Source organism: Pseudoduganella rivuli, from assembly GCF_009674485.1.
Taxonomy (GTDB): Bacteria; Pseudomonadota; Gammaproteobacteria; order Burkholderiales; family Burkholderiaceae_D; genus Rugamonas; species Rugamonas rivuli_B.
The window spans coordinates 85,867-108,988 of sequence record NZ_WKJJ01000014.1 but is presented as its reverse complement, the minus strand read 5'-3'; the positions used below and the strand labels follow the sequence as shown (position 1 = coordinate 108,988).

Here is a 23,122-nt window from a genome sequence, read left to right as displayed (position 1 = left end):
CCATGTCCGCCGTACTGACCCCGGAAGCCCAAGCCACCCCGCTGCAAGCGGACCACCAGCCGGCGTTGCTGGACCAGATCGTCGAGGAAAGCCGCGTCGCGCGTTCCAGCACGGAACACGCCCGCGCCAAGGATTTGATTTCCGAACTGGTGCGCGAAGTCATGGAAGGCACCGTTGTCGTCTCCGACAACCTGGGCGCCACCATCGATGCCCGCGTGGCGGAACTGGACCGCCTGATTTCCAGCCAGTTGTCGGCCATCATGCATGCGCCGGAATTCCAGAAGTTAGAGAGCAGCTGGACCGGCTTGCATTACCTGGTGAAGAACAGCGCCACCGGCCAGCACCTGAAAATCAAGATGCTGAACGCCACCAAGCGCGAACTGGTCAAGGATTTCCAGGGTGCGCTGGAATTCGACCAGAGCACCATGTTCCGCAAGGTGTACGAAGAGGAATTCGGCACCTTTGGCGGCGCGCCGTTCGGTGCGCTCTTGGGCGACTTCGATATCACGCGCCAGCCGGAAGACATGTACTTCATCGAGCAGATGTCGCACGTGGCCGCCGCCGCCCACGCGCCGTTCATCAGCGCCGCGTCGCCTGAACTGTTTGGGCTGGAATGCTACGGCGACCTGGGCAAACCGCGCGACCTGGCCAAGGTGTTCGACACGGTGGAATACGCGAAGTGGAAGTCGTTCCGCGAATCGGAAGATGCGCGCTACGTGGGCCTGACCCTGCCGCGTTTCCTGGGCCGTCTGCCATACAACCCGGCCGACGGCGCCACCACGGAAACCTTCAACTTCGTGGAAGACGTGGACGGTACCGACCACCACAAATACCTGTGGTGCAACGCGGCCTATGCGTTCGGCGCCAAGCTGACGTCGGCCTTCGACGACTTCGGCTGGTGCGCCGCGATCCGCGGTGTGGAAGGCGGCGGCCTGGTGGAAAACCTGCCGACCCACACGTTCAAGACGGATGAGGGCGAAGTGGCGCTGAAGTGCCCGACCGAGATCGCCATCACGGACCGCCGTGAAAAGGAATTGAGCGACCTCGGATTCATCTCGCTGGTGCACTGCAAGAACACGGATTACGCGGCGTTCTTTGGCGCGCAATCCGTGCAAAAGGCGAAGAAATACAACAGCGAGGCGGCCAACGCCAACGCGGTGCTGTCGTCGCAGCTGCAATACATCTTTGCCGTGTCCCGTATCGCGCATTACATGAAAGCCATGATGCGCGACAAGATCGGCAGCTTTGCCGCCGCCTCCGGCGTCGAAGATTACCTGAACCGCTGGCTGACCCAGTACGTGCTGCTGGACGATAACGCCAGCCAGGAACAGAAAGCGCAATTCCCGTTGCGCGAAGCTTCGGTGCAAGTAGCCGAAGTGCCAGGGCGTCCCGGCGTCTATCGCGCCGTGTCGTTCCTGCGCCCGCATTTCCAGCTCGATGAGCTGTCCGTATCGCTCCGATTGGTCGCGGAGCTTCCTGCATCGACCAAGAACTAACTTCAAAGTCCATAACCCACTGAAAGGAATCACATGGCAATCGACGTATATCTGCAAATCGACGGTATCAAAGGCGAGTCCACCGACACCACCCACAAAGACTGGATCGAAGTGAAATCGGTCGACTTCGGCGTCTTGCAGCCGAAATCGGCGACCGCTTCCACCGGCGGCGGCCACACGGCGGAACGCACGGAACACAAGGACGTGCTGATTTCCAAACTGGCCGACCTGTCGACGCCGATCCTGCTGCAAACCTGCTCGCAAGGCAAAACCATCCCGAAGGCCAAGCTGGAATTCCTGCGCGCTGACGGCCAGGGCGAGCGCGTCAAGTACTTCGAGATCGAACTGGAAAACGTGCTGATCTCCAGCGTGGCGCCATCCGTGCGTCCGGGCGACATCCTGTCGGAAGACGTGTCGCTGAAATATTCGCGCGTGAAGTGGAAGTACACGCAGCAGAAAGTCACCGGCGGCACCGGCGGTAACACGTCCGGCGGCTGGGACCTGTCGTCGAACCGTATCGTGTAATTGACGTTGGGCGGGTTCGCTTGCGCGAATCCGCCCTACAGGTTTTACGTCCATGGAGACATCATGCCGATCAAAGGCTATACCCCGGGTCTGTTCGACCGCCTGTTGTTTGAACAGGGTAATGACACCGGCGCCATCACGCGCCTGTCCGTGGAAGAAATGAAAGACGCCGTCGCCCGTGACCTGGAAGCGCTGCTCAATACGCGCACGGTGGTGCGCGAAGACTTGCTCAAGCGGTTTCCCGAATGCGGCCGTTCGATCGCCAGTTATGGCCTGGCCGACTTTGCCGGCCTGTCGCTGTCCAGCACCGACGACCGCACCGCGATCTGCCGCGCGCTGGAGCGCGCCATCGTGCGCCATGAGCCGCGCCTGCGCAACGTGCAGGCCTCGCTGGAAGTGCGCGAAGGGGCGATCAACCGCCTCGGCTTCAATATCTCCGCATTGCTGGTCGCCAGCGCCACGCAGGAACCCGTGAATTTCGACGCCGTGCTGCAGCCGTCGAGCCAGCATTACACCATCAGCAAGGGCCGCCGCCAGGCGCTTGCGGGAGCCTGAACTTGGAACAGCTGTTACCGTATTACGAAAGGGAGCTCGGCTTCCTGCGCCGCTATTCGCGCGAATTCGCCGAGCGCTACCCGAAAATCGCCGGCCGCCTGCAAGTGGGCGGCGAAGTGTGCGAAGACCCGCACATCGAACGCATGATCGAATCGTTCGCGCTGATGAATTCCCGCATCGCCAAGCGCCTCGACGACGATTACCCCGAATTCACCGAAGCCATGTTCGAGGCGATGTACCCGCATTACCTGCGGCCATTCCCGTCATGCTCGATTGCCCGCATGGATACCGGCGCCGCCGCCGCGCAACTGTCCGGTGCATCGCAGATTCCCCGCGGCACGCAGCTGACTTCGCGGCCCGTGCGGGGCGCCACGTGCACGTTCCGCACCGCGTATGCCGTTACTGTGGCGCCGGTGGCGGTCACGCAAGCCCGGTTTTCCCCCGTGTTGACGATGCCCGAAGCGCTGCGCGCGCCGGCCGGCGCCACGTCCGCCGTCAGCATCACGCTGTCCGCCACCGCCGCGCAGGCGGGGCCGCTGCAACTGGGGCTGAATAAACTGCGCCTGTTCATCGATGGCGAACCGTCGTTCTGCGCGGCGCTGCGCGACGCGCTGTTCATGCGCACAGTGGCGGCGTATGCGGAAAGCGATGGCGATGGCCGCTGGCGCGCGCTGCCGGTCTCGCCGCTGGCGCAAGCCGGGTTCGACGAAGACGATGCGCTGATCGACTTTTCCGCCCGCTCCCACGCAGCCTACCGGCTGCTGACGGAATACTTCTGTTTCCCCGAGAAGTTCAATTTCTTCGACATCGACGTGGCAGCGCTGGCCGCCGTGCTGCCCGCCGGCGGCCGCCACGTGACGATCCACCTGGCCTTGTCCGGCCTGCGCACGGATTCCAACGTGGCGCGCATCCTGGCGCCGCTGTCGGTCAACCACGTGCTGACCGGATGCACGCCCGTGGTCAACCTGTTCCGCCAGCGGGGAGAGCCGATCCGCATGACGCACCAGACGGCCAGCTACCCGGTGCTGGCCGATGCGCGCCGCGCCTTCGCTTATGAAGTGCAGGCGATCGAATCGGTCAAGCTGGTGCGGCAAACGCCGCAAGGCGAATCCGTCACGGCATTCCGCCCGTTTTATTCGCTGCGGCACGGCCAGGCGCCGGAAAAGCATGGCCACTACTGGGTGGCGCGCCGCAATGAGTCGGTGGCGGAAAGCAGCCCTGGCTATGAAACGGAAATTTCCATCGTCGACATCGATTTCGACCCGGCCGAAGTGGAAACCGACACACTGAGCCTGGAGCTGAGCTGCACCAACCGCGACTTGCCGCTGCTGCTGTCGTACGGCGCGCACGGGGGCGACCTGTTCATGGAAGGTGGTTCGGCCGTGCGCGCCATCAGCCTGCTGCGCAAGCCCACGCCGTCCTACCGTTTCGAGCGGGGCGGCGGCGCGCAGTGGCGCCTGATTTCGCACCTGTCGCTGAATCACCTGTCACTGGACGAAGACGGCCTCGATGCGTTCCGCGAAATGCTGGCGCTGTATGACCTGCCCCGTTCGCCTTCCACGCAGCGCCTGATCGGCGGGGTGCGCGGCATAGCGCACAAAGCCGCCAACGCGTGGCTGCCGGGTAACCCGTTCGCGTGCCTGGTGCGCGGTGTCGAAGTGCGGCTGGCCATCGACGAGGAAGCGTTTGTCGGCAGCGGCATCCACGCGTTCGCCCACCTGGTCGAGCGCTTCCTGGGCCTGTACGTCCACGCCAACAGCTTCGCGCAGCTGGTCGTGGTATCCCATCAAACCGGAGAGGAATTGCTGCGATGCCAGCCCCGAAGCGGCGATTTGAGCCTGCTGTAATCGAGCGCCTGTTCGCCGAACCGTACCGCTTCGAGTACTTCCAGGCGATGCGCATGCTGGAATTGTGGCTGCGCCGCCATGGCAGTGCCGGGGACGACGTGCTGGCGAACTATGTGCGCTTTCACAATTCCACGTCGCTGTCGTTCCCCGCCAGTGAAATCGAAGCGTTGCAGCCGGAACCCGCCGCGACGCCGCGCGATGCGCGCGGCCTGGGCGCGGCGCTCCAAGGCGCGCAACTGAAATATGTGCGCGTCACGCCCACGTTCATGGGATTGCTCGGCGCGAACGGCGCCTTGCCCGCCCATTACACGGAGCGTGTCGCGTCGCATGCGCTGTACCAGCGCGACGATGGTCCCCGCGCGTTTCTCGACGCTTTTTCCGGCCGCTCGCTGGCGCTGTTTTATGAAGCGTGGCGCAAGTACCGGCTGGAGCTGAAATACCGGGGCGGCGGCAAGGACGCGAAGGATGGGTTCATGCCGCTGCTGCTGTCGCTGGGCGGCCTGGGGCAGGGCGCGTTGCGGCGTCGCCTGGGCGGCGACGGCCATGGCGTGCGCGACGAATCGCTGGCGTATTTCGCCGCCATGGTGCGCCAGAAGCCCGCGTCCGCGACGCAGGTCGCGCGCGTGCTGTCCGAATACTTTGGCCAGCCGGTGGCGATCGAACAATTCATCGGCTGCTGGTACGACGTGCCGGCAGCGCAGCAGACCGCGCTGGGCGGCGCCAACGCCGTGCTGGGCGCCAGCGCGCTGGCCGGCGCCCGCGTCTGGCAGCGCGACTTGCGCCTGCGCCTCGTGATCGGCCCGCTGGACCATGCCAGCTACGTGTCGTTCCTGCCCGGCGGCGCCGCGGCCGGCGCGCTGCGGCAATTGCTGGCCATGTTTACCGGCGTGACCCTGGAATACGAAGTGCAGCTGGTGCTGCGCCGAGACGACGTGCGTGGCGCATGCCTGGACGGCGGCGGCGCGCGCCTGGGCTGGGACAGCTTTTTGCCGCACGCCGGCGCGCCGCGCGACCGCGCCGACGTGCGCTATGAACTCCACACCATTTAAGGAACCAACGCATCATGAGCATCAACCTGAAAACGCTGATCGGCAAACTGAACGCCACGTGCCGCGATGCCGCCACCCGCGCTGCCGGCATCTGTGTGTCACTGGGCCAGTACCAGGTCGACATCGAACACCTGTTGCTGGCGCTGCTGGAACAGCCGGCCAGCGACGTCTCCGCGATTGCGCGCCGCTGCGGCATCGCGGCCGGGGCGCTGGAAGCGGACTTGCAGGCGGAAATCGATGGTTTCAAGGCCGGCAATACCCGCACGCCCGTGTTTTCGGAGCGGTTGCCGAAATTGCTGGAACATGCGTGGCTGATCGCCTCGCTGGACATCACGCCGGAACATACGGCATCCATCCGCAGCGCACACATCCTTCAGGCGCTGCTGACGGATGCGGAACTGTCGCAACTGGCGCAGCGCACGTCGAAACAGTTTGCCCGCTTCGACGTGGAACAGATCCGCCACAAGCTGGACGCGATTGCGGCCGGTTCGCAGGAAGCCGTGGCGCCGGTGCAAGCGGTTGGCGGTACGCCGCCAGCGGAAGGCGATACCGTGGCGCCGCCGCAGAAAACGCCGGCGCTGGACCAGTACACCAGCAACCTGACGCAGCGCGCGCTGGACGGCAAGCTCGATCCCGTCATCGGCCGCGACGATGAAATCCGCCAGGCTATCGATATCCTGATGCGCCGCCGCCAGAACAATCCCATCCTGACGGGCGAAGCCGGGGTCGGCAAGACCGCCGTGGTGGAAGGGCTGGCGCTGCGCATCGCACAAGGCGACGTGCCGGACGTGCTGCAAGGCGTGCAATTGCACGTGCTGGACATGGGCTTGCTGCAGGCGGGCGCCAGCGTGAAAGGCGAATTTGAAAACCGCCTGAAAAACGTCATCGATGAAGTGCGCAAGAGCCCAAGGCCGATCGTGCTGTTCATCGACGAAGCCCACACGATGATCGGCGCGGGCGGCCAGGCGGGCCAGAATGACGCGGCCAATCTGCTGAAGCCCGCGCTGGCCCGGGGCGAGTTGCGCACGATCGCCGCGACCACGTGGGCCGAATATAAAAAGTATTTTGAAAAGGATGCTGCGCTGGCGCGTCGCTTCCAGGTGGTCAAGGTGGAAGAGCCCAGCGAAGAACTCGCGTGCGCGATGTTGCGCGGCATGGCGCCGCTGATGGAAAAGCATTTCAACGTGCGCATCGCCGACGAAGCCATCACCGAGGCGGTACGGCTGTCGCACCGCTACATCACGGGTCGGCAATTGCCGGACAAGGCCATCGGCGTGCTCGATACGGCATGCGCCCGCGTGGCGCTGGGGCAGAACGCGACGCCGGCGCAACTGGAACGGCTGGCGCGCAAGATCGAGCGCAATGGCGTGGAAGCGGCCGCGCTGGAGCGCGAAGTGCAGTCGGGCGGGGCCGACCATGGCGCGCGGCTGGCGCAACTGAAGGCGGAACGCGAAGCGGCCGCCAACGAGCACGAAGCGCTGGCGGCGCGGTGGGAACAGGAAAAGCAGCTGGCCACGCAAATCACGGCGGCGCGCGTGGTGCTGGAAGCGGGCGGGCCGGCGGACGCCAGCCAGGGCAGGGACGTGAAGGCGCTGCAAGACCAGTTGCACGCATTGCAGGGCGAAGCGCCGCTGGTGCCGGTGCAGGTCGATGGCGCGGTGGTGGCGGGCATCGTGTCCGGCTGGACCGGTATCCCGCTGGGCAAGATGGTCAAGGATGAAATCAAGACCGTGTTGAACCTGCACGGCTTGCTGGGTGAACGCGTGCTGGGCCAGCCGCACGCGCTGGCCGCCATTGCACAGCGGGTGCGCACGGCGCGCGCGGCGCTGGACGATCCGAACAAGCCGAAGGGCGTGTTCCTGTTCGTCGGTCCATCCGGCGTGGGCAAGACGGAAACCGCGCTGGCGCTGGCCGACGTTCTGTATGGCGGTGAACGCAAGCTCATTACAATCAACATGAGCGAGTACCAGGAAGCGCACAGCGTGTCCGGCCTGAAAGGCTCGCCGCCCGGTTACGTGGGCTATGGCGAAGGCGGCGTGCTGACGGAAGCCGTGCGGCGCAACCCGTACAGCGTGGTGCTGCTCGATGAAGTGGAAAAAGCCCATCCGGACGTGCTGGAAATGTTTTACCAGGTGTTCGACAAGGGCGTCATGGACGATGCGGAAGGGCGGGAAATCGACTTCCGCAACACCATCATCATCCTGACGTCGAACGTGGCGTCCGCCACCGTGATGCAGGCTTGCCTGAACAAGGGCGCGGACGAATTGCCGACGGTGGACGAACTGGAAGCGCTGCTGCGCCCGCACCTGATGAAGCAATTCAAGCCGGCCTTCCTGGGCCGCCTGAAAACCGTGCCGTTCTATCCGATCCCGGACGACGTGCTGGCCGAGATCATTGCGTTGAAACTGGGCCGCATCGGCCGCCGCATCGCGGCCAACCACCAGGCGGAATTCAGCTGGGACAAGGCGCTGGTGGAGGCGGTGCTGGCGCGCTGCACGGAAATCGATTCGGGGGCGCGCAATGTCGACCATATCCTCAATGGCACGTTGTTGCCGGAGATCGGCGAGGCGGTGCTGGCGCGGATGGCGGAAGGGGCGGCGATTGCCAGGGTCAAGGTGGGGGCGGACCGGCAGGGGCGGTTCAAGTACACGATCCGGTGATTCCGTTATTTTGTTCTGGCGCGGCCTGCACGCATCAGCTCTATGTAGCGCCGCGCGCCCAAGCCCAGCGGGCGCTCGCGCGACCACACCACGTCGACCCACAGCCGCAATTTGTTGCTGATATTGTCGAAATCGATTTCCACCAGGGTGCCCGCCGCCGTCAGCGGCTGCACCAGCGCGCGGGGCAGGTAAGCCCAGCCCAGGCCCGCCTGCACCATGCTGAGGGTGGCGTGCTGGCTGTCGGTGCGCCAGACCTGGCGTGAAATCACGTAGCGGGGATCGCGGCTGCCGTCGCGGCTGGCCACGACGATTTGCCGCATGTCGAGCAAATCCTCCAGCCGCAAACGGCGCGCGCCATCAGCGGCCAGTGGATGGTGCGCGGCCAGCGCCGCCACCAGCAATTCGCTGTCGACTTCCTCGAATGCTTCGCGCTCGTCGACCCGTTCCCGCTCGTAGACCAGCGCCAGGTGCACGTCGCCTTCATGCAGCATGCGCAGCGCGTCGGCTTGTGGCGCGGACAGCACGTCCACTTCCAGCGCCGGGTATTCCGCCGCCAGCACCGCCAGCGGCGCGCTCCATGGCGCCGCCATCAAGTCCGGTGCGATGGCGATGGTCAGCCGCCGTTCCAGCCCCGCGTGCAAGGCCAGCGCATGCGCATCCAGTTGCCGCAACTGGTTGGCCAGCTGGCGTGCGCGCGGCTCCAGTGCGCGCGCCGCATCCGTGGGGCGGGGTTCGCGGCCGACGCGGTCGAACAACGGTAAATCCAGTTCCGCTTCCAGCTGGGCGATGGCCATGCTGACGGCGGACGGCACCTTGCCCAGTGCGCGCGCGGCGGCTGAAAACGAACCGTGATCGAGCACGGCGAGGAAGATTCGAACGGTATCGCTGGTGAATGCCATGGTCTATCAAATATTTTGAAAGAATCTGACTTTTTATATCAGGAATTCACACATATAGTCCAGTCATTCCATTCGCTCCAGGAGGTTGGCCATGCAAGGACCACTGCGTAAAGTCGTCTACGTCACGTTTTTTGAATTGATCGCCATCGGCTGCACGACGGCCGGCCTGACCATGTTTTCCAATCACGACGCGGGCCATGCCGGCGTGGCGGCCGTGGCGTCGTCGACGATTGCCGTGCTGTGGAACCTGGCGTACAACTCGCTGTTCGAAGCGTGGGAAGCGCGCCAGGCGAAGCGGGGCCGCAGCGTGGCGCGGCGGGTGGCGCATGCGGTGGGGTTCGAAACGGGGATGCTGGCCATGCTGGTGCCGCTGTTCGCGTGGTGGCTGGACATCTCGCTGTGGCACGCCTTCCTGCTGGATTTCGGGCTGGTGCTGTTCTTCCTCGCCTATACATTCCTGTTCAGCTGGGCGTTTGATGCGGTGTTTGGCTTGCCGGCGTCGGCACAGGCATGAACAATCGATGCCCAATGTGCTGGGCAATTCGTCGTGGGGAAACCGAAGTAAGCGTTAATCGCCGGGGGAACTCCGCACCCCCAGCAATTCTTCAATATGCGCCATCGAAGCGGGATCCTTGATCACGGAGCGCAGCCACGTGTGCAGGTCCTGCTCGGCGGCATCGGCGGCCTTGTCCGCGAAATACGACACGGGGCTGTGCGGTTCCGTCTTGCGGAAAAATTGCGCGACGGAGCGCAGCAGCGCCACGGCTTGCGTGCGGTTGGCGATGCCGCCGGGCTGCACGGCGGCGGCAGGCTGGTCCCAGCCGCCGACTGCCCCCACGGCCAGCGCGCCGGCGCCGGCGAACCCCGCCAGGCCTGCAAAGCCCGGCATGCCGTGCCCTTCCTGCTGGCCAGGCAGGACGGCGATACCGTTGCCGGCGGCTTCCGCAGTGGCAGTGGAAGACGCGGAGCACGGCGGCAGCGCACGGATCAGCGCCTGCAGCGCTTCGCGGGCCGGCGTAAAACTCGGGCTGTCCGCCCCCAGCCGCGCATCGGCCGCCTGCTCAAAGGCCCGCAGCGCGTCCATGCACGCGGCGGCATCGGCCGCCAGCGCTTCCCGGAACGGCTGCGAACTGTTGCGCTTTGCCGTTTCCATGTCGGCCAGCTTCGGGCCGTCCACGTGGGCCGGATCGCCGGCGGCCTTGCGGGCCGCGTCGAAATCGGCCATCGAATACGCGCTGCCCCGGCCTTCGGTCAGCGGGATGACGCGCAGCAGGGCGGGCGTGCGGCCCAGTATCCACGCCAGGTTGCCGATGCGCTGCTCGTGGTCGCCATCGGCTTCGGGGAACAGGCCGTTATCCCAATAGCGTTCGCACAGGCCCGCCAGCACCTGCCAGCTTTCGGCCAGCCCGCGCAACCCGTGCCGGTACGACGCCGCCTCGGCCAGCCACACCGCCAGCCGCAAATCCTTGCTGCGCGTGGCCAGCAGCGCGGCGCTGCGCTCCACCACGAAACCCCAGTCGGCTTCCTTCAAATCCGTGACCCATTCGCCCTGGTCCAGCGACGGATCATCGAATTTGCGGGCGTGGGCAATGGCGTCCAGTTCCGGCGAAAACGCCAGGTCGCTGCCGCCGGGGAGGGCGTCGCTGATCGGTTCAAGCAGCTGTTGTGCGGAAAACATGGGGCTCCTTATTGGTTCAGGCGGAATTCAATGCGGCGGTTGCGCGCACGGCCTTCCGGGGTATCGTTGCCGGCCACGGGACGGTCGGGTCCCTGGCCGCTGGCGGCCAGCAGGTTGCCGTCGATGCCGTGGCTGGCCAGGTAGGTTTTCACGGCGTCGGCGCGGGCCTGGCTCAGGCCCAGGTTCGTTGCGCGCAAGCCCAGGCTGTCCGTATGGCCGATGATGTCGACCTTGCGGCCCTTGAGCTTTTGCAGCGCCTGCACCATTTCATCGAGGATGGCGCGGCCGGCCGGCGTCAGCGTGGCCTGGCCGCTCTCGAATTCAACGATGCGGTTGGCCAGCGCATTGTCGAGGATGCGCTGTTCGCCGGCCGGCACGCGCAGCGCATTGTTGACGGTGTACGTGGGATTGAGGCTGGTGGCCACGGTGCTGGCCATTTTCTGGCGCAGCGCTTCGTTGGCCACTTCGCCCCGCAACGTGACGGTGCTGCCGTCGATTTTCAGCTGGCCGCGGCTGATCTGCTTGAGTTCCGGCGTGATCAGCTTTTGCACGTAGGCGTTCCAGTTGGCGGGTGTCACCACCTGGTCGACGTTGATCTGGTCGACCACTTTATCTGCGCCATAGACGTCGCGCAATTTCGCCAGCACGGCGGCCTTGCTGGCTTCATCCGGCAAAGTGCCGCTGGCCAGTACCTGGCCCGGTTGCGGCGCCGCCGGCGCCGGCGCCTGCGCATGGGCCGCCTGCGCCAGCAGCGCGGACATCAACAATGGGAGGAAAACACGCATGGTTCAAGTTCCTATGTACGCCGCGTGCAGCATGGCGAGCGCGGACTTGAGGGATAAATTCGGTTGCGACAGGTATGCGGACGTCTTCTTGCCCGCGTAATCGGCATTGGCCTGGTCTTCCACCCAGTCGAGCTGGTCGAACGTGATGTGGTGTTCCTGGCCCACCTGCGGGTCCATGATGGCTTGCAGCGTGTGGGCGGATGCGCCGGAAAAGCCCAGCACCAGCACCGGCTGGCGCGCCATGTGCGTGACGAACAGCGCCAGTTCGAAGTCGGCCCGCGCCAGGAACGGTGTGATCACGTGCATCCAGTACGCCGCCACCAGGCTGCGGTACAGCGGATCGTGCGGCAATGGCAGCAGCAGACTTTTATCGAGGCGGCTGGAACTGCTGGCCAGCACGGGTTGCAGCAGCATGCCCAGCGCCAGCAGTAACTGGCGCACGGTGCCGTTGAATCCCGCGTGCGCCAGCATGGCTTGCAGCGAACCAATGGTCTGCATGTCCATGAAGTCGCTGAACGCGGCGTCGTAAGCCGACGGGCGCAAGTCCAGTTCCACCATTTGCGCGGTGGCCGCTTGCAGCGCGCTGGTAGCTTCGTTGGCGCTGACCACGCCGTCGGCCAGCAATTCCAGCCGCATCCACAGGCGGTTCAGCACCAGCGGCGCATTGGGCACGAAGCCGCCCGGTTCCGGCGCTTCCATGCTGCTGGCCATCAGGAACGGATAGCGGCGGCTGGACTGGTCGCTGCTGGCCACGATATGGCCGCCGATCGCATGGCGGCGGCGCGGACCGACAAAGGCGAAGTGTAATGGCGCCAGCGCATCGTAGGTCAGCTTCCAGCGCGCGTCCGTGCTGAGCAAATCCATTGCGCGCGCCAGCCAGTCGTCCAGCACTTTCAGCAGCGCGGGATTGTCGCTGGCCTTGACGAAGTCGCCCCGGCTGGGGATTTTGCCAAAGTAGCCAATGCTGGCGGGAGTCATGCCGCGGCTCATGGCTGCACCTCCGCGGCCGCCACCGTGTTGGTTGGCGCGGCAGGCGCCACGATGCTGTCCGGCAGGCGCAGGCGCTTGAAGCCGGACGCCTGTTGCGGCACGGGGGCGGGCGGCGGCGCTGGCGGCGCCTCCACTTTCAGGTTGGCGGTCACGGATACGCCGCCGTTATTCCACGTCAGTTCAAACATGCCATCCTTGCGTTTGCGCGTCGATGCATCGACCATTTGTTTCAGGCCGAAGTGGCCCTGTTCGTTCAGCACCACGACGGAGCGGCCTTCCGGCGTGATGGCCGTGATGCGCGCGCCCGGCACGCCTTGCGGGTTCGGCCACACCATGCGCACCCACGGCTGCGGCTGGCCGCGCCAGCGCAGCGCCTGGCCATCGATTTCAATCGTGAATTCCGTGGCGCCGGTGGCGCCCAGCGCCTGCAATTCAAAGCGGGTTTGCGCTTCGCCGGCGGTGGAGGCGGCCGCGTTGGCGACGCCGCCGGCAGTCAGTGGCGCCACCCACGCGGGGAAGCTGGTGGCGACGGCGGGCACCAGGTTGATACCCATGTTGGCCCACGTGCGGCTGCTCAGCGTGTCGCCACGGCGCACCACCAGCGGGCCGACGGTGGCGTCGAAGAATTTCGCGATGGCGCCGGACGGGCCGAAGATTTCGCCGATTTCCGCATTGCTGGCTTCCAGCTTCGATTCCGTGGCAAACGGGTATTTCAGCGCCAGGCTGCGGCGGAACGGCGTCAGCACCTGCGCGCTCCACACCTTGTTGATCTCCTCCTCGGTGGGACGCACGATCACGGCGAAGGTTTGCATCAACGGCCGCACCAGCAGCGGACGCAGTGCCTGCTTTTGCGCGTCGCTCATCCCGACCAGCATTTGTTCATCGACGTAGCGCAGCGCTTCCGCCAGTTCCGAACCGTTGCCGTCCAGGGTTTGCTGCATCAATTGCTTGGCGCCTGGACCGGCGTCGCCCTGGTTGTGGATCTGGTTGATGCGGCCGCGCAGTTTCGACAACAAGTCCATGTAGCCGCGCATCAGCGACGCATCCTTGTCCTTCGGCGCCACCAGGCGCGCCACGCCGGCAAATTCGCGGCCCACGGGGCCCAGCGGCAATGCCTGAATCTGCGCCTGATTCTGCGCCGCATTCTGGCCCTGCGCGGCGGGCAGGGCGGCCTGCACCGATGACGGCGTCTGGCGCAGGATGGTTTCGCGGAACCACGCGGCCACACCGCGCTGCGCCTGCTGGATACCGCTGTCGACCAGGGTCGGGTTGTCCCACGACGTCTGTTGGTACACGGCCGCCACGACCTTGTTCAGCGGCGAAATCTGCGGATCGCCCAGGCGGTTCATGGCGGCCGCCGCCTGCTGGAAGCCGTCGAGGTCGCGGATCGTCACGCCCTGCATGAATTTCTGCCACTCCTTCGCATAATCGGTCTTGTACAGTTCCACCAGCGATTTCTGGATTTGTTCCGGGCTGCCTTCCAGGGTCAAATCATCCTTCGACGACGATTTCAGCACCCAGTCCGCGCTCTGCATGGCGCCATTGGCCGCTTCGCGGAAGGCATCCTTGACATAGCCTTCCCACGCCTCGCGGGTAAAGCTGCCGGGCACCGCGTGGCTGCCCAGCAGCAGGTCCTTGTCCTGGTCGCCGACGATGCGGGCCACCGTCATCGACGGGAAGCGGGTGGCGGCGCGGGCCTTGACGTCCGCGTACACGCGTTCGCGGGCTGGCAAGCCGCGCACCACGCGGCGCAGCTTGTCGCGGCTCTGGTCGACCAGCGCCAGCTTGTTGTCGATGGTGGGCCACGACGTGTCGTTCACCTGTGCCAGGTAAAACGAAATCATGCGCTCGGCGCTGCGGATCAACTGTTCGCGCGGCATGGCGCCACGGTTGGCGTCCAGCCATGCGCGCCAGTAGCGGGTCAGCTGGTCGTTCAAATGGCCCGCCTCGGCGCGGGTGCGGTCGCCCAGCATCAGGTAGGTTTTCAGCGCGTTGTACGCGTCTTCCGCGTTGCCGGGGACCGCATCCTTGAATAGCTGCGCGGCGGCCGGGGGGCTTTGAGGCTGCATGTCCGCGTTGTTGGCTTCGGCCAGGAATGTTTCCAGCGCCTGCGCCACGGGGGCCAGCATCACGGCGCGCACGCCATTGAAATATTCTTCGCGCAGCTTGCGGTCCAGCGTCTGCCCCTGGTACAAGCCCAGGCTCAGCGCCAGCGGACGGTCTTTCTTGTATTGTTCGAGCTGCTCGATGCGGTCTTGCAGCACCTCCAGCGCCTGCAGGCGCGATTGCAGGTCGATGCGCTTGTCCTGCAGGCGCGCGGCCTGCTGCAAATCCGCTTCGACATTGGCCACCAGCTGGCGGTTGTTCATGTACGACCAGCTCCAGCCGCCCAGCGCCAGGCCCGCCACCGCCATCGCGGCAATGAAGGCCGCATAGCGCATGCGGGTGCGGGCGGGACTGGCGTATTGCGCCACCAGTTGCTTGTCGGCGAAGATCACATGGCGGAACAGGTTGAGCAGGAAGTAGCCTTGCTGCTGGTGCGCGGCGCCATGGTCCGGCGCTTTCAGTTGCAGGTCGAAGCGCTGCGCCACGCGCTGCGACGAGGCCGACACGGTCTCTCCCTCCTGCAGCGCGCTGGTGAAATAGAAGCCCCGGAACACGGGCTTGAACTGGAACGGGTTTTCCTCGAACAGCGTGGCGACGAAGGTGCGCAGCGGGCCCTTGATGGACGCGAATTCCAGCGGGAACGTGAACACGCCGGCCGGCATGCGTTCGCGCCATTGCAGCGCCATGCTGGCGCGGCTCATGTCCTTCAAGCCTTCGTGCAATTCATCGAAGCGGGCGTCGAACAAGTCCAGCAACTGCGCGCTGGTGGCTTGGTGGTGCACCGGCGTGTAGGGCAGGGTGGCGCCCCACACGCGGTCGCGTTCACCGAGTTCGCAATCCTGGAAAAATTCATTGAAGCCGTTGATCAGGTCGGCTTTGGTGAACACGATGTACACGGGCGCATGCACGGCCAGGCGTTCCGTGACTTCCTGCACGCGCTGGCGCAGGTTCTTGGCCAGGTTGATGGCGAAATCGGGGCGGCTGTTCGCCAGTTCGGCCACGCTGACGGCGATGATGACGCCATTGATGGGGGCCTTGCTGCGGTGTTTTTTCAGCAGGTCGAGGAAGCCGAACCATTCCGCGCGGTCTTCGTCGGCCACCGCGTAGCGGCCCGCCGTGTCGAGCAGGATGCCGTCCGTGGTGAAGAACCAGTCGCAATTGCGGGTGCCGCCCACGCCTTGCACCACCTTGCTGTCGGCCAGCGGGAATTGCAGGCCGGAGCTGGCAATCGCCGTGCTTTTGCCGGCGGCCGGATTGCCGATCACCATATACCACGGCAATTCGTACAGCGCGTCGTTGCCGGAGTACTGGCCCAGCTTGGACTGGCGGATGGTGGTGATGGCGGCCAGCATGCGCTGGCGCAGCGCGTCGGTTTCCTGGCGTTGCAGCGCATCGGCGCGGGGAGCGGCCTGCTTTTCCAGCATGTCGCCCAGGCTGCGCGATGCGCGGCGGCGGCGCATGCGCCGGCCCAGCCAGAATGCCGCCGCGATGGCGAACAGCGCGCCGAAGATGGCCCACGGCAGCCATGCCGGCAAGTGCAGCAGGGACGCGCCCACCAGCAGGACGGCGGCCAGCGCGAGCCAGCCGGCCAGCAGCAGGCCGTTGCGCAAGGTGAGGTGGGACCGCAGAGAGTCGATAGTCATAATTCAGTTCCTGGTGTTGCGGGGGTGTTGATGTGTTTAATTGCGTTTAATTCCGTTTGACACACGCCATTCCGCATGGCCGAAGTCGCGCATCTTCCAGCGGCCGCCCCACGTGAGGCCGAGCGATTCCGCCACCTCGCCATACAGCTGGTAGCCGCGCATGGCCCACGGGTCCTGTTCGCTGATCACCAGCTTGCCGTCGCGGATGAAGGCGCTGTCGGCCGCCAGTCCGTATTGGTGCCAGCTCTGGAAAGCCGCCGCGCCGGTGACGCCCGCGCCCAGCGCGGCCAGCGCATCCTGCCGCTGCGGGCTGCGGTAGCCTTCCAGCAGCGCCATGTCGTAGCCATGCTTTTCCTTCATGATGCGGAACGCCAGCAACAGGCGCTGCGCAAATTCCTTGTCCAGCAAGGCCCAGTCGCGGCTGGCGCTGGCCGTCATCGGGCGTAACTGCTCCACTTCGGCGCTGGTAAACACCAGCGGCGGCAGCGGGGGCGGCGGCGCCAGTTGTTCGCCTTCCAGCAATGCGGCCACTTGCGGGTTGATTTCCCGTACTGGCGTCTCATAGGCGCTCAGCAAGGGGCGGCTGCCCGCCAGCAGCGCCACCAGCAGCGGGATGCACAGCAAGGCGACGCCGGCGGCGCACAGCAGCGCGTGGTGGCGGACCGTATCCACGGCCGCGCGCCAATGCGACTGGCAGGTGTGGCGGCCTTGCGACGCGGCGCGCCGCAGGAAGCTCGCGGCGCCGGACCACAGGCCGCGCCAGCGCATGCCGGTGCGGTGCAGCGCGCCGGCCACCACGGCCCGCCCGGCCGGGAACAGCGCCAGCCACGTGGCCACGCAGGCGAGCAGGAAGTACATTGCGACCACCAGCAAAACCAATCCGCCCTCCGCGTGCCGTTAAAAGTTATTCAAAAAACATTGCTTGGAGTATATATTGCCGTCCTGATAATGCTGCGCACGATTGAACGCGGGCATCGCCATTGATCCGTTTCAGGTAAAGTCGCGAAAATTATCAAGGAGTTAATCTTGCAAAACAAAGAACCGCAGCGGCCTGCGACAGCGCGGCCCAGCCTGTTGTCTGCCGGGTCAGGCGCGGGCGAGACACCCAGTATCCTCAGCGAACTCGATGGCGTTTCCGGCAAGGGGGCGCCGCCTGGGCCTGCCCCCCGTGGACGCAAGGGCGTGGTGGTGGCGACCGTGCTGGCGCTGGCGGCGCTGGGCAGTACGGCGGCGCTGGTGATGCGCGATGTGAACAGCGTTGCACAGGTAGCGATGGCAACGCAGGGGGAAGCCATGCCGGAGGCTGCCGCGCTGGCGGCGCCTTCGCCGGATAAGACGCCTGCGGCCGCGACCATCGTCGATACGGCCCCCGCGCATGCCGAACCTGCGGTGGTCCGGCAAGCCGTGGTGAAAGAACGCAAGGCGGCGCCAGCCAAGGAGCGCCATGCCCGTGCCGCCAAGGCCAAGGGCAGGGCGGCGGCAGACAAGGGCGGCAAAACCCTGAAGGCGCAGAAGGCGCAGAAGAAACCCGTGCAGACCCGGCAGGTTCAGCAGGCGAAGCCGCCGCGGCAGCCCGGCCATGCCAAGCCGGACAATGACGTGGAATTGCTGGCGGCGCTGGTGGCCCATACGCGGCCCCGGCAGGGGAGCAGCGCCGCGCCGTGCCAGCCGGCTGATGACAAGTCATCCGCCACGGCGTGCGGCGCGGGGCAGAAACGCTAGGCCCCCCAGGCGCCGATGGCGCGCGCCACCTCCGGGCTGGCGCTCAGCACCAGTTGCCGGCATGGCGCGTTGCCTTCCAGCGTCACCATATATATGGGATGCGCCGACACCGCGCAAAATGTCAGGCCCCCCCGCGTGTCCCAGAACCAGCCGGAATAGTAGCCAAACAGCGCCGTGCCATTTTTCCGTGTCGACAGGCGGGCATCGGCTATCGCCGGGATTTCCTGCACGGTGACCGACGTGACGTCGGCGCGGTTGACCGTCAATGTATACATACTGTGTTTGACCACCAGCGCACCGGGCGTGATGTCGATGGCATGGCGCATGGCGGAAACCGCCAGAATGGCGGCAAACAACAACACCACGCCCGCCACGACGCCGGCGGCGACCAGCGTGTCGGCCTGCGTCTGGCCCGGCTTGGCCGGCGCCCAACAAATCAGCGCCACCGTCAGCAACAATGGTGCAAACAAGGTCAGCGCCATATACACTAGCTGGCGGGGCGACGTCGGGATGTTTTTCAAGGCAGCCTCCGATTTGTTGGTAATACGTCATCATACCGTTTTCGATATCGTTAGTGCGAAAAATTGAATTGGATTGATATTTAGCTTTCTCCTACCATAGCCAAAGCACCAAGATCAACTATGGAGACAAGCATGCATCCAACCCGCAGGACTATCCTGGCTGGCGCCGCCCTGGCACTCGCTTCCGCCGTTATCCCTCAAGCCATGGCTGCCAAGCCGCTGGTGATTGGTTTCTCGCAGGTCGGCGCCGAAAGCGAATGGCGCACCGCGAACACTGCCTCCATCAAGGATTCAGCCAAGAAGGAAGGCGTCACCCTGAAATTCGCCGACGCCCAGCAGCGCCAGGAAAACCAGGTCAAGGCGATCCGTTCGTTCATCGCCCAGCGCGTCGACCTGATCGCATTCTCGCCCGTGGTGGAATCGGGCTGGGATACCGTGCTGCGCGAAGCGAAAGCCGCGAAAATTCCCGTGATCCTGACCGACCGTTCCGTCAACGTCAGCGATCCATCGCTGTACGCCACCCTGATCGGTTCCGACTTCGTGGAAGAGGGCCGCAAGGCCGGCCGCTGGCTGCTGGACTATGCGAAGAAAAACGGCGACAAGCCGCTCAACATCGTGGAGCTGCAAGGCACCGTGGGCTCCGCGCCCGCCATCGACCGCAAGGCCGGCTTCGAGGAAATCATCAAGGCCAATCCCAAGCTGAAAGTGGTGCGCACGCAGACCGGCGATTTCACGCGCACCAAGGGCAAGGAAGTCATGGAAGCGTTCCTGAAGTCGATGGGCAAGTCCATCAACGTGCTGTACGCGCACAACGACGACATGGCCATCGGCGCGATCCAGGCCATCGAGGAAGCGGGCCTGAAACCGGGCAAGGACATCATCATCGTGTCGATCGACGGCGTGAAGGGCGCGTTCCAGGCCATGATTGCCGGCAAGCTGAACGTGACGGTGGAATGCAGCCCGCTGCTGGGACCGCAGTTGATGGAAGCGGCGCGCAAAGTGGTGGAAGGCAAACCGGTTGACAAGCGCATCGTCGTCAACGAAAGCGTCTTCCCCGCCGACGTGGCGGCCAAAGAACTGCCGAACCGTAAATACTAAGGCGAAGGCTTTCACGTGGCGGACAACAAGCAGCCGGTCCTGGAACTGACCGGCATACATAAAGAGTTCCCGGGCGTGAAAGCGCTCACCGATGCCGGCCTGCGCCTGTTTCCGGGTGAAGTGCACACGCTGATGGGGCAGAACGGCGCCGGTAAATCCACGCTGATCAAGGTGCTGACCGGCGTGTACACGCCGGAGCAGGGCCGCATCCTGCTGGACGGCCAGCCGATCGCCCCGCGCTCCACGTTGGAAGCGCAGGATCTGGGCATCAGCACCGTGTACCAGGAAGTCAACCTGTGCCCGAATCTGTCGGTGGCGGAAAACATTTTCATTGGCCGCTATCCGCGCCGCTTCGGCGCCATCCAGTGGAAGAAGATGCGCGACGATGCCGCGCGCATGCTCAAGCAGCTGCAAGTCGATATCGACGTGTCGCAGCCGCTGTCGCACTATCCGCTGGCGATCCAGCAAATGGTGGCGATTTCCCGTGCGCTGAACGTGCAGGCGAAAGTGCTGATCCTGGACGAACCCACGTCGAGCCTCGATGAAGCCGAAGTGCAGCTGCTGTTCTCCGTGCTGCGCTCGCTGCGCGCGCAGGGCATGGCGATCCTCTTCGTCACGCACTTCCTGGACCAGACTTACGCGATTTCCGACCGCATCACCGTGATGCGCAACGGCCAGCTGGAAGGGGAATACCTGTGCAGCGAATTGTCGCGCCTTGCGCTGGTCAACAAGATGATTGGCGCGGCGGACAACGCGGCGCCGCTGCGTGACGAAAACGCCGCCGCCGTGGCGGCGCCTGAGGTGGCGCAGGCGGGCGAACCGTTGCTGGAGATCCGCGACCTGGGCCGCCGTGGCGCGTTGTCCGCCACCAGCCTGGCGATCCGCAAGGGCGAAGTGCTCGGCTTGTGCGGTTTGCTGGGTTCCGGCCGCACGGAGCTGGCGCGCCTGCTGTTTGGCGCCGACAAGGCCGACAGCGGCTCCATCACCATCAGCGGCCGCGACTCGGCCGCTGTCTTCGCGAATCCGCGCGAAGCGATCCAGGCCGGCATCGGCTTCTGTTCGGAAGACCGCAAGCTGGAAGGCGCGATCCTGTCGCTGTCGGTGCGGGAAAACCTGATCCTGGCGATGCAGGCGCGGGCCGGCATGTGGCGCGCGATTCCCATGAAACGCCAGCAGGAGCTGGCCAGCGACTACGTGCGCTGGCTGGGCATCAAGACCGCCAGCATCGAGACGCCGATCGGGACACTGTCCGGCGGCAACCAGCAGAAAGTCTTGCTGGCGCGCTGGCTGGCCACGCAGCCGAAACTGATGATCCTCGACGAACCGACGCGCGGCATCGATATCCGCGCCAAGGAGGAAATCATGGATTACGTGACGTCGCTGTGCAAGGATGGCATGTCGGTGCTGTTCATTTCGTCGGAATTGCCGGAAGTGGTGCGCACCAGCGACCGCATGGTCGTCATGCGCGACCGCAAGGCGTGCGGCGAATACCTGCGCGGCGAACTCGATGACAGCACGGTGCTGCAAGCCATCGCGGGAGAGACCGTATGAGCGTTCCTATTACTGCGGCGCCACCGGCGCCGGCCCTGAACATGCAACAGCTACTGAAACATCCTCTGGTAAAACCTGCCGCCGCGCTGCTGGCGCTGCTGCTGATCGACCTGATTTTCATCCCCGGCTTTTTCCGCCTGGAGTGGAAGGAAGGACACTTGTACGGTTCCGTGATCGACATCGTCAACCGCGCGGCGCCGCTGATGCTGGCGGCGCTGGGCATGACGCTGGTGATCGCCACGCGCGGCATCGATATTTCCGTCGGCGCCGTGGTGGCGTTGTCCGGCACGGTCGCGGCCATGCTGGTGGGCGGCGACATGGTGCCGTCCAATACGCTGATGTATGCGCTGGGCGCCGCCATGGGCGCCGCGCTGCTGTGCGGCCTGTGGAACGGCATCCTGGTGTCGGCGTTGGGCTTGCAGCCGATCGTCGCCACCCTGATCCTGATGGTGGCGGGGCGCGGCCTGGCGCAGTTGCTGACGGACGGCCAGATCGTCACCGTGTATTACCAGCCGTACTTCTTCCTGGGCGGCGGCTACCTGGCCGGCTTGCCGTTCTCGGTCTTCGTGGTGGCGGCCGTGCTGGGCGTGCTGGCCTTCCTGATGCGCAAAACCGCGCTGGGCCTGTTCATCCAGTCGGTCGGCATCAATCCCGTGGCGGCGCGCCTGGCGGGCGTGCGGACCGCGACATTGATCCTGTTCGTCTACGTCTTCTGCGCCGCCTGCGCGGGGCTGGCCGGCCTGATGATCAGTTCCAACATCAAGAGCGCCGACGCCAACAACGCGGGCCTGCTGCTGGAACTGGACGCGATCCTCGCCGTCACGCTGGGCGGCACGTCGCTGGCCGGCGGCAAATTCAGCCTGGCGGGCAGTATTCTCGGGGCGCTGATCATCCAGACGCTGACCTATACCATTTATTCGCTGGGCGTTCCGCCTGAAGTCAACATGGTCGTGAAATCCATCGTGGTATTCCTGGTGTGCCTGTCGCAGTCCGCCGAATTCAAACAACTGATCACGCGGAGGGGCGTATGAACGCGGCGAAAATCATGGCGGCGCCATCGTTCACGCCGCTGGTCACCGTGGTGTTGCTGGTCGTGCTGTTCGGCGCCGGCGCGGCGGCCTACCCGGGCTTCCTGTCGCTGCAGGTGGTGCTGAACCTGTTGATCGACAATGCCTTCCTGCTGGTGCTGGCCATCGGCATGAGTTTTGTGATCCTGTCCGGCGGCATCGACCTGTCGGTCGGCTCCGTGCTGGCGCTGACGACGATGATCAGCGCGGCGCTGCTGCGCGCCGGCTATGCGCCGGTGGTGGTGATCGTTGCCGTGCTGGCGCTGGGCGCGCTGTTCGGCGCGGCGCAGGGTGCGCTGATCCATTACTTCAAGCTGCAGGCGTTCATCGTCACGCTGGCCGGCATGTTCCTGGCGCGCGGGCTGTGCTACCTGATCAGCATTGAATCGATCACCATCGACAACCCGCTGTTCGTCGCCATGTCGCAGACGCAGTTGCCGTTCTTTGGCGGCTTCCTGTCGCCGGGCGCCATGATCGCGCTGGTGCTGCTGGCGATTGCCATCTATGTATGCCACTGCACGCCGTTTGGCCGCGCCGTGTATGCGATTGGCGGCAATGAACAGTCGGCCCACATGATGGGGCTGGCCGTGGGCCGCACCCGCGTGGCGATCTATGCGCTGTCCGGCTTTTGCGCGGCGCTGGGCGGCGTGCTGTTTGCCTTCTACATGTTGTCCGGCTACGGCTTGCATGCGCAGGGCACGGAACTGGACGCCATTGCGGCGGTGGTCATTGGCGGCACCTTGCTGGCCGGCGGTTATGGCTATGTGGCGGGCGCGCTGTCCGGTGTGCTGATCCTCGGCGTGATCCAGACGCTGATCGCGTTCGACGGCACGCTCAGCTCGTGGTGGACCAAGATCGTCATCGGCGGCCTGCTGTTCGTCTTCTGCGTGGTGCAACGCCTGCTGTCCTTCAGCGCAAAAAAATAATTTA

The 23,122-nt window shown here is 65.1% G+C and carries 19 protein-coding genes; 12 read left to right on the top strand and 7 right to left on the bottom strand.

The window, feature by feature from the left end:
• Window positions 1-2: 2 nt before the first annotated feature.
• The 6 genes from tssC (at window position 3) to tssH (ending at window position 8,132) form a co-directional block, all read left to right on the top strand.
• Complete coding sequence (tssC, locus tag GJ700_RS21815; protein ID WP_154377847.1) at window positions 3-1,496, top strand: type VI secretion system contractile sheath large subunit; 1,494 nt, start codon at window positions 3-5, stop codon at window positions 1,494-1,496.
• A gap of 33 nt (window positions 1,497-1,529) precedes the next feature.
• On the top strand, window positions 1,530-2,021 hold the full coding sequence (locus GJ700_RS21810) for an Hcp family type VI secretion system effector (RefSeq protein ID WP_154377845.1): 492 nt from the start codon (window positions 1,530-1,532) through the stop codon (window positions 2,019-2,021).
• A 69-nt stretch (window positions 2,022-2,090) separates the two neighbouring features.
• Complete coding sequence (gene tssE, locus GJ700_RS21805; RefSeq protein ID WP_371868075.1) at window positions 2,091-2,576, top strand: type VI secretion system baseplate subunit TssE; 486 nt, start codon at window positions 2,091-2,093, stop codon at window positions 2,574-2,576.
• 2 nt (window positions 2,577-2,578) lie between these two features.
• Window positions 2,579-4,423: a type VI secretion system baseplate subunit TssF gene (tssF, locus tag GJ700_RS21800; protein ID WP_154377841.1), complete on the top strand. Its 1,845-nt coding sequence runs from the start codon at window positions 2,579-2,581 to the stop codon at window positions 4,421-4,423.
• Complete coding sequence (gene tssG / locus GJ700_RS21795) at window positions 4,387-5,472, top strand: type VI secretion system baseplate subunit TssG (RefSeq protein WP_154377839.1); 1,086 nt, start codon at window positions 4,387-4,389, stop codon at window positions 5,470-5,472. Before tssF ends, tssG begins: the two co-directional genes overlap by 37 nt.
• A 14-nt stretch (window positions 5,473-5,486) precedes the next feature.
• The gene (gene tssH, locus GJ700_RS21790; protein WP_154377837.1) at window positions 5,487-8,132 is read left to right on the top strand and encodes a type VI secretion system ATPase TssH; all 2,646 of its coding nucleotides are present in this window, start codon (window positions 5,487-5,489) and stop codon (window positions 8,130-8,132) included.
• A 5-nt stretch (window positions 8,133-8,137) separates the two neighbouring features.
• Here tssH and GJ700_RS21785 read toward each other — a convergent pair whose 3' ends face one another.
• Window positions 8,138-9,031, bottom strand: coding sequence for a LysR family transcriptional regulator (locus GJ700_RS21785; protein WP_154377835.1), 894 nt, complete (start codon window positions 9,029-9,031; stop codon window positions 8,138-8,140).
• 91 nt (window positions 9,032-9,122) lie between these two features.
• Here GJ700_RS21785 and GJ700_RS21780 point away from each other — a divergent pair, with 91 nt between their 5' ends.
• Window positions 9,123-9,545 carry a PACE efflux transporter gene (locus GJ700_RS21780; RefSeq protein ID WP_154377833.1) on the top strand — a complete coding sequence of 141 codons (423 nt, stop codon included), beginning with the start codon at window positions 9,123-9,125 and terminating at the stop codon, window positions 9,543-9,545.
• A gap of 54 nt (window positions 9,546-9,599) precedes the next feature.
• Here GJ700_RS21780 and tssA read toward each other — a convergent pair whose 3' ends face one another.
• From tssA to GJ700_RS21755, 5 genes are read right to left on the bottom strand one after another with little or no spacing between them, the layout of a single operon-like run.
• Window positions 9,600-10,709: a type VI secretion system protein TssA gene (gene tssA / locus GJ700_RS21775; protein WP_154377831.1), complete on the bottom strand. Its 1,110-nt coding sequence runs from the start codon at window positions 10,707-10,709 to the stop codon at window positions 9,600-9,602.
• A gap of 8 nt (window positions 10,710-10,717) precedes the next feature.
• Window positions 10,718-11,494, bottom strand: a complete 777-nt coding sequence (locus GJ700_RS21770; protein ID WP_154377830.1) for an OmpA family protein — start codon at window positions 11,492-11,494, stop codon at window positions 10,718-10,720.
• Between the two features lie 3 nt (window positions 11,495-11,497).
• Window positions 11,498-12,484 carry a type VI secretion system-associated protein TagF gene (gene tagF / locus GJ700_RS21765; protein WP_154377827.1) on the bottom strand — a complete coding sequence of 329 codons (987 nt, stop codon included), beginning with the start codon at window positions 12,482-12,484 and terminating at the stop codon, window positions 11,498-11,500.
• Window positions 12,481-16,233 carry a type VI secretion system membrane subunit TssM gene (tssM, locus tag GJ700_RS21760; RefSeq protein ID WP_154377823.1) on the bottom strand — a complete coding sequence of 1,251 codons (3,753 nt, stop codon included), beginning with the start codon at window positions 16,231-16,233 and terminating at the stop codon, window positions 12,481-12,483. The genes tagF and tssM overlap by 4 nt, the downstream gene beginning before the upstream one ends.
• A 36-nt stretch (window positions 16,234-16,269) precedes the next feature.
• Complete coding sequence (locus GJ700_RS21755) at window positions 16,270-17,091, bottom strand: M15 family metallopeptidase (RefSeq protein WP_229507160.1); 822 nt, start codon at window positions 17,089-17,091, stop codon at window positions 16,270-16,272.
• Between the two features lie 168 nt (window positions 17,092-17,259).
• On the opposite strand from GJ700_RS21755, the gene GJ700_RS21750 reads away from it, so the two are divergent.
• On the top strand, window positions 17,260-17,955 hold the full coding sequence (locus GJ700_RS21750) for a hypothetical protein (protein WP_154377818.1): 696 nt from the start codon (window positions 17,260-17,262) through the stop codon (window positions 17,953-17,955).
• Here the strand turns inward: GJ700_RS21750 and GJ700_RS21745 are convergent.
• Window positions 17,952-18,476 carry a hypothetical protein gene (locus tag GJ700_RS21745; protein ID WP_154377815.1) on the bottom strand — a complete coding sequence of 175 codons (525 nt, stop codon included), beginning with the start codon at window positions 18,474-18,476 and terminating at the stop codon, window positions 17,952-17,954. The genes GJ700_RS21750 and GJ700_RS21745 overlap by 4 nt on opposite strands.
• A gap of 132 nt (window positions 18,477-18,608) precedes the next feature.
• On the opposite strand from GJ700_RS21745, the gene GJ700_RS21740 reads away from it, so the two are divergent.
• Genes GJ700_RS21740 through yjfF form a run of 4 tightly spaced genes read left to right on the top strand, consistent with a single transcriptional unit; the run spans window position 18,609 to window position 23,118 of the window.
• The gene (locus GJ700_RS21740) at window positions 18,609-19,574 is read left to right on the top strand and encodes an ABC transporter substrate-binding protein (protein WP_154377813.1); all 966 of its coding nucleotides are present in this window, start codon (window positions 18,609-18,611) and stop codon (window positions 19,572-19,574) included.
• A gap of 15 nt (window positions 19,575-19,589) precedes the next feature.
• Window positions 19,590-21,125 carry a sugar ABC transporter ATP-binding protein gene (locus GJ700_RS21735; protein ID WP_371868062.1) on the top strand — a complete coding sequence of 512 codons (1,536 nt, stop codon included), beginning with the start codon at window positions 19,590-19,592 and terminating at the stop codon, window positions 21,123-21,125.
• The gene (locus GJ700_RS21730; protein WP_154377809.1) at window positions 21,122-22,156 is read left to right on the top strand and encodes an ABC transporter permease; all 1,035 of its coding nucleotides are present in this window, start codon (window positions 21,122-21,124) and stop codon (window positions 22,154-22,156) included. Before GJ700_RS21735 ends, GJ700_RS21730 begins: the two co-directional genes overlap by 4 nt.
• Window positions 22,153-23,118 carry a galactofuranose ABC transporter, permease protein YjfF gene (gene yjfF / locus GJ700_RS21725; protein WP_229507159.1) on the top strand — a complete coding sequence of 322 codons (966 nt, stop codon included), beginning with the start codon at window positions 22,153-22,155 and terminating at the stop codon, window positions 23,116-23,118. Before GJ700_RS21730 ends, yjfF begins: the two co-directional genes overlap by 4 nt.
• The last annotated feature ends 4 nt before the right edge of the window (window positions 23,119-23,122 follow it).

What these genes read in the sequence shown, in the direction of transcription:
- tssC (WP_154377847.1), top strand. Translation starts at nt 3, where the DNA reads ATGTCCGCCGTACTGACCCCGGAAGCCCAAGCCACCCCGCTGCAAGCG.
- tagF (WP_154377827.1), bottom strand. Translation starts at nt 12,484, where the DNA reads ATGAGCCGCGGCATGACTCCCGCCAGCATTGGCTACTTTGGCAAAATC.
- GJ700_RS21730 (WP_154377809.1), top strand. Translation starts at nt 21,122, where the DNA reads ATGAGCGTTCCTATTACTGCGGCGCCACCGGCGCCGGCCCTGAACATG.
- tssM (WP_154377823.1), bottom strand. Translation starts at nt 16,233, where the DNA reads ATGACTATCGACTCTCTGCGGTCCCACCTCACCTTGCGCAACGGCCTG.
- tssA (WP_154377831.1), bottom strand. Translation starts at nt 10,709, where the DNA reads ATGTTTTCCGCACAACAGCTGCTTGAACCGATCAGCGACGCCCTCCCC.
- GJ700_RS21810 (WP_154377845.1), top strand. Translation starts at nt 1,530, where the DNA reads ATGGCAATCGACGTATATCTGCAAATCGACGGTATCAAAGGCGAGTCC.
- tssG (WP_154377839.1), top strand. Translation starts at nt 4,387, where the DNA reads ATGCCAGCCCCGAAGCGGCGATTTGAGCCTGCTGTAATCGAGCGCCTG.
- GJ700_RS21740 (WP_154377813.1), top strand. Translation starts at nt 18,609, where the DNA reads ATGCATCCAACCCGCAGGACTATCCTGGCTGGCGCCGCCCTGGCACTC.
- tssH (WP_154377837.1), top strand. Translation starts at nt 5,487, where the DNA reads ATGAGCATCAACCTGAAAACGCTGATCGGCAAACTGAACGCCACGTGC.
- GJ700_RS21770 (WP_154377830.1), bottom strand. Translation starts at nt 11,494, where the DNA reads ATGCGTGTTTTCCTCCCATTGTTGATGTCCGCGCTGCTGGCGCAGGCG.
- GJ700_RS21785 (WP_154377835.1), bottom strand. Translation starts at nt 9,031, where the DNA reads ATGGCATTCACCAGCGATACCGTTCGAATCTTCCTCGCCGTGCTCGAT.
- GJ700_RS21755 (WP_229507160.1), bottom strand. Translation starts at nt 17,091, where the DNA reads ATGTACTTCCTGCTCGCCTGCGTGGCCACGTGGCTGGCGCTGTTCCCG.
- yjfF (WP_229507159.1), top strand. Translation starts at nt 22,153, where the DNA reads ATGAACGCGGCGAAAATCATGGCGGCGCCATCGTTCACGCCGCTGGTC.
- GJ700_RS21780 (WP_154377833.1), top strand. Translation starts at nt 9,123, where the DNA reads ATGCAAGGACCACTGCGTAAAGTCGTCTACGTCACGTTTTTTGAATTG.